We start from the raw sequence: 13,424 nt of genomic DNA on the forward strand, positions 1-13,424 counted from the left end.
CAAACGTTTGTACAAATCTCCAAAAAATAAATGAAGCTTGAAACAGCTTCATTTATTTAATACGGGTAGATCATTTCTGACTTAGTGAATACATGGAAGATTCTCTTACAATCAGACGATGGGGGATAACAAATCTGTTGGTATAACCTGCATCGGTATTCGGATTCTTGATGCTTTGGATCAGCACCTGAGATGCTGTGTAGCCAAGATGATAAATTCCAATGTCAATGCTGCTGATCGGCGGGCTGGACAATTCCGAAAGCGGAATATTGTTGAAACTCACGATAGCCAGATCTTCAGGGACTTTGTACTTCAGTTCATTTAGTCCACGCAATACTCCGAACGACACCATATCATCCACTGCTACCAGCGCGGTCGGCCGATTGGGGAGGTTCATGAAGAAAGACATCGCCCTATAACCGCTATCCTGCAGAAATTCACCTTCAACAATCCATTCAGGCCGCATCTCCAAACCGTTGCTCAGCATGGCTTTGCGGTATCCTTCGAGGCGGTCGCGCGAAACGATAAGGTTAGGCGGTCCGCTGACGAAGCCGATGCGTTCATGACCCATCGAGATCAAATGATGTGTAGCGTCGTACGCTGCCATGACATTATCATTATCTACAGATAATATATTCTCATAGCGGTCGCTTCGCCCTACCAGAACGAATTGATAAGCGTTGCTCTCCAGAAAATCAATAACAGCATCATCTTTACGGGAATACAGCAGAATAACGCCGTCAACACGGCGTCCCTTGAGAAGACGGGAGACGGATTCAAGTTCTTCCTTTTCATTTGCACCGGAGCTGATCAGCACATCATAGCCGGAACGGCTCGATTGTGTGACGATCCCACGGATCAATTCCATGAAAAAGAGATTGGAGAACAGCTCTTCAGCAGGTTTCGGAAGGATGATACAAATGCTGTTAGTAGTCTTGGATACCAGACTTTTGGCCATCATATTAGGGGTGTATCCCATATCCTCCATGATAACTTTGACCTTACGGGAAGTTTCCAAGCTAATTCTTGGATGGTTGGACAATACCCGGGATACAGTGGAGGGAGAAACTCCCGCTTTCTTGGCCACGTCCTTAATGGTAACTGCCATAGAAACCTCCTTATGGAACCGTTTGCTTTACACAGTAATATTAATCGAAGAACTGTCAATTGTAAATAGATAAAGTCTTTATGAAAGTTGGTAAAGCTACTTTTGGAGGATGTATAAGAAATTTTAGGGAATAATTGTATATTTATACTAAAAAATAAAGAAAAAATGAGCTTGAGGCAGATAATAAAACCAAATTGCTGCTGAATACTGTTTTAGTATGGTGCAAACGATTTGCTCCTATAGATAACCAATCATCAACAAAGGAAAAGGCGCAGATAGAACCAGGGGAATGGGGGAATTATTAAATTAAAATTTAGTTGACAATAACTTAATAACGGGATTAATATGAGAATCAAAATATGGTAAGCGTTTACAAGTGCGGATTCTATGCGGATGTTCTGGTGAACAAGTGATAGTGTCTGATGAGACTGTGTTTGTGCACATCATCGTGCAAACGTTTGTCTTCCTTTGTTGTCCAATGGCTTAACTTTGATGAGGATGGTGCCGCTGTTCATTTGGCTTGACGAGCCGCGTACGGGGCTGGTGTTGATTTCTTCGCACGGGGGATGCGAGCCGCAGAATTGAGCGGTTCATTAACAATTATGGGGGGATGGACGGAATGAAATTTGCTTTATGGAGTAAGAAAGCTTTGGCTATCACAATAATCATTGCTCTGGTGTTCTCCGGTTTCGGTATAAATCCGGTTAACGTTGAGGCAGCAACGACGAAGGTGGTTCTGGTTGGTGATCTGCAGTCGAAGTTGTCGCCGGAGGCTAAGAATTGGAATGAGAATTCAAGCGTAACGCAAATGACTTACGGAGAAAATGGCTATTACTCATTTACCGGCACACTGCCGGCGGGAACTTATCATTATAAAGTTGCTCTTAACGGATCTTGGGATGAAAGTTATGGATACGGTAGCTATACTAATCCACAGGGCGTTTCAGATGCCGAGAATATTGAAATTTCATTAGCCGCTGAGACGGAAGTAACCTTTTACTATAACGATAACACTAAGAAAATCGCAGATTCCACGTATTACACACCGATTGCGTCCGATAAGCTGCCGAGAGTGATCGGAACCGTGCAAACCGAGTTGGGTGATGCCAATGATTCTTCCCCAGCTGACGCGAGAACCACATTAGCAGATCCTGATTATGACGGTGTGTATGAGTCAACTGTTGATGTACCTCAAGGCGATTACACTTACAAGATATTTGTTCCGGGAGACACTGCGGCAACGGATATTTCCTATCCGGAGACAGAACAAACCTTGAATCTTCCTTCGAAGCTTCCAGTTACCTTCAAGTTCAATACGAAGGAGAACAGTGTGGCCGCCGAATTTACGGTTCCTGTAGAACCTGGAGTGGTAAACCCCGTACCAGCAGGAAACATACGGGTTCACTACAAAGCCAGTGATTATACCGATAAAGGATTGTGGCTGTGGGGTGATGTTATAACACCATCCGCTGGTTGGGCTATGGGAGCAACTCCGTTTCCAGAAGGGCAAGTTGATTCCTATGGAGCTTATGTTGACGTGCCACTTAAGGATGGAGCAAAGCAAATATCGTTTATTGCGTTAAAGCGCTCTAGCGGGGATAAAGACGGAGGAGACAAAATATTCTCCATCAACACTCCACAAACCAATGAAATCTGGATTACAGAAGGCTCCGATGCTGTCACGCCTTACGAACCGGTTACACTTCCCGCCAACACCGTTCGAATCCATTATATGAGATCAGACTCCACTCAAAGTCAGTATGGATTATGGCTGTGGGATGATGTTGCCATGCCTTCCGATAACTTGCCCGGAGCCTGGCCCGCAGACGCAACCCCATTTCCGGAAGGGCAAATGGATCACTTCGGCGCTTATGTGGATGTTCCACTCTTAGAGAATGCCAAGAAAATGGGCTTTATCGTCATGAAACCGTCGAACGGAGACAAAGACGGGGATAACAAAACCTTTACCCTCTTGGACCGTTATAATCAGCTATGGGTGAAGGAAGGCGATAACCAGGTGTATGTTTCTCCGTTTGGTGAAACGCCAGTCGGTTTAGTTACCGCAGAAGTCTTATCAACTAGCCAAATTCTTCTCGGATTTACGTTAACCGATGGTCTGGATGCAGCCGCATTAAAGACAGGAATTACCGTGAAGGACTCAGAAGGTACTGTTATAACAGTATCTGCTGTATCCATTACAAGCAAAACTTCGATAGAAGTCGATACAGAGTCCTTTGATCTGGACAAAACTCCTTTGAGTGTTACTTATTCGGGGAAAACGGTATCCGCTACCAGCGGCTGGAGAATGCTTGATGAAATGTACAATTATACGGGAGATGATCTCGGTGCCACATACAAAACGGCGGACAAATCTGCCACACTGAAGCTGTGGGCGCCTAAAGCGACCAGCGTTGTGGCGAATGTATATGATAAGGACGACTCGAACATTTCTGTAGGCAGCGTTGACCTAACGAAAGGCGAGCAGGGGGTCTGGTCGGCCGATCTGAAGCCAGCTGATCTGACGGGTGCACCCGCCGCAAATGATGTGCGGGGATTCTACTATCAATACGAAGTAACCAATGATGGTATAACCCATAAAGTGCTTGATCCTTACGCCAAATCAATGGCTGTATTCACCGTGGATACCACGGGTGCTGCAGGCGTTGGGGGGATACGGTGGGCAAAGCGGCAATTGTCGATTTAAGCCAGACTAACCCCGATTCTTTTAGCTATGCTGATATTGCAGGTTATGAAGATCGCGAAGATGCCATTGTATATGAAGTCCATGTTAGAGACTTTACATCCGATCCTACGATCGAAGACAGCCTGAGCGGCGAAAGATGGGGCTCTTATGATGCTTTTGCCAAGAAGCTCGATTACATTAAATCCCTAGGTGTAACCCATATTCAATTGATGCCTGTAATGGCTTGGTATTATGGGGATGAAACGAATATGAAAGATAGAGAGCTGAATTATTCAACGCAAAACAATGAATACAACTGGGGTTATGATCCTCATAACTATTTCTCTCCGGACGGCGCTTATTCCGAGAAACCTGCCGATCCAGAGCAGCGGATCAAAGAATTAAAAGGCTTAATTGATGCGGTGCATGAGGCAGGCATGGGTGTCATCCTAGACGTTGTCTATACCCACATGGCGAAGAAAGAGTTTTTAAACGACATCGTACCTAATTACTATGCATTCCAAGATGCAAACGGTGGCTTTATCGGCGGGTTCGGAAACAACCTGGCGACCAACCATAAGATGGCAGAGAAGCTGATGGTAGACTCCGTTAAATACTGGTTCAAGGAGTACAAAATAGATGGCATGCGCTGGGACATGATGGGCGACGCGACAGCAGACGCCGTGCAGCATGCATATGATGCCGCGGAAGCCATTAATCCGAAGGCTCTCTTCATAGGAGAAGGCTGGAAAACGTTCGGCGGTGATGCATCCGACCCATCCCTTGCGGGTAAAGGCGCAGATCAAAGCTGGATGGACAAGACGGACAGTGTTGGCGTATTCTCCGATGAATTCCGGAATGAATTAAAGTCCGGTTACGGTTCGGAAGGTGAACCGAGACTTATTACGGGCGGAGCACGTTCGATTACAACCATTCTGAACAATATTAAAGGTCAGCCTTCGAATATTCCTGCGGATGATCCAGGAGATATCGTGCCGTATATCGAAGCACATGACAACCTGACGCTGCACGATGTTATTGCGCAATCAATCAAGAAAGATCCAGCAATCGCAGAGAATGAGCTTGAAATTCAGCAGCGGATTAGACTTGGCAATATGTTGGTCCTTACCTCGCAGGGTACGTCCTTCCTTCAAGCTGGGCAGGAATATGGACGCACGAAGCAATGGCTGGGAACCGGTATTCCTGAACAAAAATACACAGAATTAAAAGATAAAGCTGACAAATCCTTCGGTTATTTCATCAACGATTCTTACGATTCATCGGATGCAATCAATAGGTTTGATTGGACGAAAGCAACGGATGAAGTGAAGTTCCCTATGCAGAACTCGACGAGAGAATATACGGCGGGTCTGATCGAACTAAGAAAGTCTAGCAATGCATTCCGGTTGGGGGACAAAAGTTTGGTTGACTCCAATATTAACCTGATTTCCGCGCCGGAAATGAAGGCAACTGATCTTGTGATCGGTTACACCAACAAAGCAACCGATGGAACGGGGATCTACTATGTCTTCATGAATGGAGACAGCACCTCAAGAACACTTACGCTTTCAGAGGATCTGACTGGCGGTAAGGTACTTGTCGACAACGATGAAGCCGGTGTTCAAGCTATTCCGGTTGATCATCAGTCTGGATTTACCTTGACAGCAAGTTCCATTACACTGGAGCCGCTGACCGCTGTAATTATTCAGAAGGATGCTGCCGCCGCTGTCCTCACTTCTTTGGAAATGGACAGTGCCAGCTACGCACTACAAATAAATAATACGCATCAAATGGCAGTTTTTGCGAAATATGATGACGGCAGCAGAAGTAATATTACGACCAAAGCCACTTACGTTTCCGATAAGGAGAATGTAGCTACCGTAACGAAGAAAGGCCAAGTGAAAGCGGTTGGCTTGGGAACGGCCAAAATTACAATTACGTACGGTGCTAAAACATTAAACGTTGCTGTTAAGGTTACTGCCGAGCCGGTTGATAACAAGCGGTATGTCCAGTTCACCTATACCCGTGAAGACAACAATTACAAGGATTGGAACCTCTGGGTTTGGGGCACTGGAATAAAAGATGACCAAATTGATTTCACAACCTTTAAGAATGGGACGGCAAGTGTGCTGATCGAGGTGGCACCAAATGCAACGAACGTTGGATTCCTGGTCCGCAAAGGAACGGATTGGAATACCGCAAAACAGGATTACCCCGACAACCGCGAAATTCCGCTCACGTCGGGTGAATCATTCTTTAAAGTCAACGTGACCAGCATGGTCAAAGAAATTGATATTACACCGAGCGTAAGTGGTCCAGTCATGGAGAATGGCGAGATTACCTTCATTTACCGGGATGATGATGTGTTCCGCAGCGGCAATATAGCTGCAATAACGGATGCCAAAGTGAAAGTGAATGGCATGGAGTACGACATGACCTATGATGCCGATAAAGAATGGTTCAGCTACAAGCTGTCCAATTTGAAAGAGGGGACGTATAAGTATACCTTCCTGCTTACGAAAGACGGCGACACTACGGAGTTCACTGACCCCAAAAATACGGTGAACGGGGAATCGGTACTGGTTTATCACAAACCTGCGGTAACGGTAACGGCCACGGTTCATCCGGAAGCGGTTACTTCCAATCAAAATGCTATTGTAACGGTCAAAGCAACATCCGCCGAGAATGTAACCCACTTGGATGCATACATGGATCTGACCGCTCTTGGAGGATCTAGCAAAGTACCATTTGATACGGAGCTTATGGAACAGACGATTGCGGTGAAAGATACCGTGGCAGCGGGTATGAAGGATATTCCAATTACCCTGGTGGACCAGTACGGTAACCCGCATAAGCAGACCGTTTCGATTGAGGTGAAAGCAAGAACCTATACAGGTGCAAAGCTTGATTTCGATTGGGATGAGGCACGGGTTTACTTCGCGCTGACCGACCGGTTTAAGGATGGTGATGTCACGAACAATGAGAACGTCGACAAGACCCATCTGGAAGCTTATCATGGTGGAGATTTCAGAGGAATGATAGACAATCTGGATTACTTGCAGAAACTGGGTATTAATACGCTCTGGATCACGCCAATCGTGGATAACATTGATTTCAATAAAGGCGTCGATTTCAACGGCAAGCAGTATGCCTACCACGGCTACTGGGCAAAAGACTTCACTAAGCTCGACGAGCATCTTGGCGATATGGCCACATTCAAGGAGCTGATCGACAAGGCGCATGACATGGGCATCAAGATTATGGTTGACGTTGTGCTTAACCATACGGGTTACGGCTTGAAGACGGATGATAATAGTCCGACGATTACAGCTGAGGACAAGGAGCGTTTTGCCGGTATGCTGCGCACAGACGGAGTGTCGTCTACCACAGATCCCATAAAGGGCGAACTTAGCGGTCTGCCGGACTTCAAAACTGAAGATCCTGCGGTACGGGAGAAAATCATTGCCTGGCAGACGGGTTGGCTGGACAATGCCCGGACTGAGCGGGGAGACACCATCGATTATTTCCGCGTCGATACGATCAAGCATGTGGAAGATACAACTTGGAAGGCATTCAAGAATGTACTGGCGACCATCGATCCGAACTTCAAGCTGGTTGGAGAATACTTCGGAGGTACGATCGATAGTAACGGTGGAATGCTAGGAACTAGTCAGATGGATAGTTTGCTTGATTTTGGGTTCAAAGATAAAGCAAGAGATTTCGTGAACGGTACAATCAATGACGTTGATTCTTATCTGCAGGAACGTGAATCAAAGATCAATAACACCAAGATGATGGCCCAATTCCTGAGTAGCCACGATGAGGACGGCTTTCTATCCTCTGAGTCCGTAGGGGGGGATAAAGGCAAGCTGAAGATTGCCGCTGCACTGCAAATCACGGCTAAAGGACAGCCTGTAATTTACTATGGTGAAGAACTTGGAAGATCAGGCAGAAATGCTGGTGATATGAGCAAAGGGGAGTTCAGCGAGAACCGTGCTGCTATGCCGTGGGACCAGTTGACCGCAGAGCAGGGGCTTCACGACCACTATCAGAAGCTGTTGAATATCCGTGCGAAGTACTCCCGAATTTATGCCAAAGGTACGCGGACGAAACTGGCAGGCTCGGATGCACTGGGTTATCTGGCCTTCAACAAGCATTACGGAAACGATAATATCGTAACGGTCATCAACACCAATGCTGATGTCGTGTCTGCAACGATTCCAGTGCCGTTTGCAGCCAAGGCTCTTGTGAACGACGAGTACAGCGGTAAATCTTACACGGTATCAGACGACCACAAGGTAACGATTGATCTGCCAGGCAGAAATGAAGGTGGAACAGTTATTCTGGCTGCTGTGTCCAAAGTGACACCAACACCAACACCAACACCAACACCAACGCCAACACCGACGCCAACACCAACACCAACACCAACGGCGACACCTGAAGTGACAACCACACTGGCACCTGTCGTTATACCAGCGCCTACGGCTGGCGCAATACCGGCTGACACTCAAGTTGTTACTAATGACAGCTTGAGAAGTGGCAAGGACGGTAAGGTTGTAGTAGAACTCGCTCAAGGCAAGAAATCGGTGCTTCTGCCGATTCAGGCCGCCAAGACGCTGGGAAGAAACGATTTGGTGGTTAAGACAGGCGATCTGTCCGTGACTTTCCCTAACGAATTATTGAGCGAGATTCAAGCAACGGTATCTGGTGCTGAAGCAGACAGCTTCCAAATCTTAATCGAAGTCAGCCCACTCCAGGCGAATGCAGCAAATGCATTAATTGCAGGGCTGGACAAGAAAGGTGGGAAGGCAACTTCCTTATCCGAAGTGTACGAATTCAATCTTTATATCGTCAAAAAAGACGGCACCCGTATTCCGGTGGTCAAGTTCAAGGAGCCAATTACCCTTTCATTTAAGCTCAAAGATAATCCGAATAAAGAATGGACCAATGTCTACGATCTGGGCGACAACAGCAAAATGGAGTATGTAGGTGGTGCACTTAAGGGTGACATCGTGACTGCGCAAATTACGCACTTCAGTAAGTATGCGGTACTTGAGATCGATAAATCGTATAGAGATGTACCTGCTGCGCATTGGGCAGCTGCGGCAATTAAATCGCTTGCCGCGAAGCAAATCGTGACAGGAGTTACAGATTCCGAATTTGATCTCAACAGCAACGTCAGCCGTGCGGAATTTACAGCACTGCTTATGCGCTCACTCGGTATGACAACGGATGGGCAGGTTACATTCATTGATATTAAGTCTGATGCATGGTACTCCTCTTATGTGGCAACAGCTGTTAAGCTGGGCATTGTTAACGGACGAAGTAATACTATGTTTGCACCGAACGCTACGATCAGCCGTGAGGAAATGGCTGTCATGGCCATCCGCGCGTTGTTGGTCCAGCAAGGTAAGAGAATAGATCCAGCAGCCAGCACTACGGTATTTGCAGATGCAATCAGTATCAGCGAATGGGCAGAATCCTACGTGAATGCCGCTGCACAGCTGGGATTGGTACAGGGTAGGGGAAATAATCAATTTGCCCCAAAAGGCTTGATGACACGCGCCGAAAGCGCGCAGGTTATCTATAAGCTGCTGAGCGCCCTCAGCTCGTAATCCATAACAATAGTCTTAATGCAAACAGGGTATCCAGAAGCCAATATGGCTTGTCTGAATACCCTGTTTAGCTATGTCCAATATATGTTTCACGCTATCCATTATCCTTCTATTTCTCGCAGAAACGGATACCTGAAAGCGATACGTAGTATCGCTGCTTCGGAAGCATACGCTTTTCAGAGGACGGCGAGCCGTTTCTACTTAGAATATCGCCTTAAGCACTGCAGACCCATAAGCCGGCAGCTTGACAGCCAGATTACCGCGCTCGGTACGCAGGGAGTCGCCTGTGAGCACATTCTCCCAGTGTACTTCTTCAACGTTAACGCGGAATGTTTGGGCCGTTTCTTCAGTGTTGACAAGCACGACTACCACATCTTCGCCCAGGCGGCGCTCGTAGGCCAGCTTGCTGCCCTGCCGCTGCGCCTCAAGAAAAGTGAATGTGCCGGTGCGGAGCGCCGGGTGGCTGTTACGGATATCAATCAATGTGCGATAGTAGGCGAACAGCTCAAGATCCTGCTTCGCCGGGTCCCATTCCATACATTTGCGGCAGCCGGGATCACCTTCGCCGTCCATGCCGATCTCATCCCCGTAATAGATGCAGGGCGTGCCCATAAAAGTAAACTGGAACAACGCAGCCAGCTTCAGCTTCTTTTTGTCACCGCCGGCCAGGGTAAGCAGGCGCGGCGTGTCATGGCTGTCCAGCAGGTTGAAGGCCACTTCGCTAGCCTGCAGCGGGTAGCGGGACAACTGCTTGCCAATCGAATTGGCGAACCCTTCGGCATCCAGGCTGTCATTCACGAAGAAATCGAGCACCGCATCCGTGAACGGATAATTCATCACAGCATCGAATTTATCACCCTCCAGCCAAGGGGCGGACTCATGCCAGATTTCGCCCAGAATATAGGCTTGCGGATTGGCACGTTTCACCACCTTGCGGAAATCCCGCCAGAACTCGTGGTCCACCTCATTGGCCACATCCAGCCGCCAGCCGTCGATGCCGGTTTCCCTGATCCAGTATTCGGCTATTTCCAGCAAATATTGCTTCACCTCCGGGTTCTCCGTATTCAGCTTAGGCATCAGCGGCTCGAATGCAAACGCGTCATAAGTCGGATATCCGTCTGTTACCTGGAGCGGGAACTCGCGGATATGGAACCAGTCCTTGTAGCGTGAAGCTTCACCTTTCTCCAGAACATCGACGAATGGGGCAAAGGTACGGCCAGAGTGGTTGAAGACTGCGTCGAGCAATACACGGATGCCACGGGCATGACAGGCTTCAACCAACTTCTTAAGCGTCTCGGTATCTCCGAAATGAGGGTCCACCTTCATGTAATCCTCAGTATCATATTTATGATTGGTAGTGCCTGAGAACACCGGCGTGAAATAAATCCCCGTAATCCCCAGCCCTTCAAGATAATCGAGATGATCGATAACCCCCTGCAGATCGCCGCCAAAAAAATTGGTTGGTGTAGGTGTGCCGCCCCATGGCTCCACCTTCTCCGGGCTGAGGTTGGGATCGCCGTTTGCGAAACGCTCCGGGAAGATTTGATAGAACACGGCGTCCTTGACCCAGGCCGGGGGTGCAAACACATCGCCGCGGTTGATATAAGGGAACTCAAACAGCCGGTTCGGATTGTTCGGACGCTCGGTCTGAAAGTCATTTTCGGTCATCCAGATGCGTTCATGATCCTTCTGCAGGAGGAAACCGTACTTCAGCCTGCGGTGCGGCGGCACAGATTCGCATTCCCAGTAATCAAACATCGCATCTGAGGTGAACAGAGTCATCGGAATCAGTTCTTTGGTGGTGTCCCAGGCATATTTGTCTCCCGCCCAGGCATAGACCTCGGTTAGATCGCCTTTTTTGGCCCGCAGCCGCAGGTGGATGGTGTTCTCGTCATAAGCATAAGACCAATTCAAGCGGGGACGATGATAGACAGCTTCTAATAACATGTTAATTCCTCCTTCATGTTGTTGGATGGTGCATTCTTGGTACAATCCAGATCCAAATAACCATGGCAAAAAGGCACAACCGACGTAAACAAAGCAGTCGAGGTTGTACCTTTTTACAGTTACATTGCCTTTGGGTTGTGTGAGGGGCGGTTTCTTCTTAACGATTTGGATTATAGCATGGAAAAAAAAGCTGGACAATACTTTTGTTCAAACAGTTGCACACAGTTGCACAAAAATAAAAGCTTGTGAAACCGGTTTTCTTTTACAGAAAAATAGTGAAAATGGTCTGGAAAAAGTAAAAAGGCCGTAATAACGCTAAATTTTATTTATGAATTGTAGAAAAATATAGTAATAACGAGATATCATTTGAAATATGTAGAATATACAGCGAAATTTTATTGAAATGGGGTAATATGCTTGAATATGATATGCGCAAACGTTTTTACAAATATTAATCCTGTTGTATGATGAATTTAGGAATGAAGCGCTTTCTATCATAGGCAAGAGCGTACACAGAAGGGGATCCCATTACAGATTACATATTTTTTTACGCTCTTCTGAAATCGTTTGCGCAAATGATTTGGCGTAGTCTGCCAGCACAGGAATGAAACACAAATCGGGAGGGGTTAAAGAAATGAAAATGAAAAAGCTTATGGTTCTCACCGCCGCAGCGTCTATGGCACTTTCTGTTACTGCCTGCGGATCTAACAACAACAACGGAAATAACGGGGGCAGCAACTCAGCCGCAACGAACGCACCATCAGAAAGCACGGCTCCGGCCGGAAACGCAGGCACGGACAACACTGGCGCCGAAACTGCACAAATCACTCCTGAAGATGGCGCAACCCTGATGGTATGGGAAAGTAAGGAAGAAAGAGCCTTTACAGACGCGATCGCGAAGGAATTCACTGAAAAATACAATGTTCCGGTAAAAATTGAAGAGTTGTCACCGACAGAGCAAGTTACCAAGCTGTCCCAAGACGGTCCTTCCAGTTTGGGCGCCGACGTTATTCTGATTCCGCATGACAACCTGGGCAGAGCAGCAAGCGCACAACTCTTGCTTCCAAACGATGTGTTCGAGCAAGAAACAATAAAGAACAATACAGAAGCCGCGATTACCGGTGCCAGCTATGACGGTCTCCTGTACGGCTACCCGCGTGCAGTTGAAACTTATGCTTTGTTCTACAATAAGTCTCTTGTTACTGAAGCGCCTAAGACCTTTGATGATGTACTCGCCTTCGGCAAAACCTTCACCGACAAATCCAAAAACCGGTACGGAATCATGTGGGAAGTCGGCAACATGTATTTCGACTATCCGTTCATCGCTTCCAACGGCGGTTATCTCTTCGGGGATAACGGCACGAACAAAGACGATATCGGGATCAATACCGACGGTGCAATTCAAGGCTTGAGTGAATTTAAGAAACTGAAAGAAGTTCTGCCAATCAACAGCGGCGATATTAACCCGGATATTAAGCGCGGTCTCTTCAACTCCGGAGATGTCGCAATGGATATCACAGGTCCTTGGGAACTGGCCGGGTACAAAGCGGCTCTGGGTGACAATCTGGGACTGACACCGCTGCCGACTGTCGGTGGAAAGACTGCCATCTCCTTGGCTGGCTTCAAGATCTTCGCGGTTAACGCGTATACGCAATATCCAAATGCCGCCAAGCTCTATGCTGAGTTCGCTTCCAGCAAGGAAGCTCAGCTTATGCTGAACGAACTGGTCGGATCTATTCCAACCAATTTAGAAGCCTTGGAAGATCCGCAAATCAAGGATGACCCTTATGTATCTGCTTTTGCTGAACAGGCGAAGAACTCCCAGCCAATGCCATCTATTCCTGAAATGGGCAATGTGTGGAGTCCTGTCAACGCAGCCCTGCCGGAAATCTGGGACAAAGGCGTAGACCCTAAGACTGCAATGGATAAAGCAGCCCAACAGATCAAGGATCTGAACAACGGCACTTCGAAGTAAACATTTGTAGGTCTATTCCAACAGTGAATTTATGAAATCAAATCGCCCGCCGCCCGGTAGCGGCGGGCGATTCTCTGATTTCCCAGGAGAGGA

Annotated in this window: 3 protein-coding genes and 1 pseudogene; 2 read left to right on the forward strand and 2 right to left on the reverse strand. The window is 47.4% G+C overall.

Going from position 1 to position 13,424, the window contains the following annotated elements:
• Positions 1–70 precede the first annotated feature (70 nt).
• A complete protein-coding gene (locus B9T62_RS04265; protein WP_087914119.1) occupies positions 71–1,108 on the reverse strand; it encodes a LacI family DNA-binding transcriptional regulator in 1,038 nt (345 codons plus the stop codon).
• Between the two features lie 619 nt (positions 1,109–1,727).
• Here B9T62_RS04265 and B9T62_RS04270 point away from each other — a divergent pair.
• Positions 1,728–9,409, forward strand: a pseudogene (locus B9T62_RS04270) (pullulanase).
• A gap of 201 nt (positions 9,410–9,610) precedes the next feature.
• On the opposite strand, the gene B9T62_RS04275 reads toward B9T62_RS04270, so the two are convergent.
• Positions 9,611–11,356, reverse strand: coding sequence for a glycoside hydrolase family 13 protein (locus tag B9T62_RS04275; protein ID WP_087914120.1), 1,746 nt, complete (start codon positions 11,354–11,356; stop codon positions 9,611–9,613).
• A 634-nt stretch (positions 11,357–11,990) separates the two neighbouring features.
• On the opposite strand from B9T62_RS04275, the gene B9T62_RS04280 reads away from it, so the two are divergent.
• Complete coding sequence (locus B9T62_RS04280; RefSeq protein ID WP_087914121.1) at positions 11,991–13,331, forward strand: sugar ABC transporter substrate-binding protein; 1,341 nt, start codon at positions 11,991–11,993, stop codon at positions 13,329–13,331.
• Positions 13,332–13,424: the final 93 nt, after the last annotated feature.

The sequence above is a fragment of the Paenibacillus donghaensis genome, assembly GCF_002192415.1.
In the GTDB taxonomy this organism is placed as follows: domain Bacteria; phylum Bacillota; class Bacilli; order Paenibacillales; family Paenibacillaceae; genus Paenibacillus_AQ; species Paenibacillus_AQ donghaensis.

Coding starts and splice junctions, on each gene's coding strand:
- B9T62_RS04265 (WP_087914119.1), bottom strand. CDS start 1,108: ATGGCAGTTACCATTAAGGACGTGGCCAAGAAAGCGGGAGTTTCTCCC.
- B9T62_RS04275 (WP_087914120.1), bottom strand. CDS start 11,356: ATGTTATTAGAAGCTGTCTATCATCGTCCCCGCTTGAATTGGTCTTAT.
- B9T62_RS04280 (WP_087914121.1), top strand. CDS start 11,991: ATGAAAATGAAAAAGCTTATGGTTCTCACCGCCGCAGCGTCTATGGCA.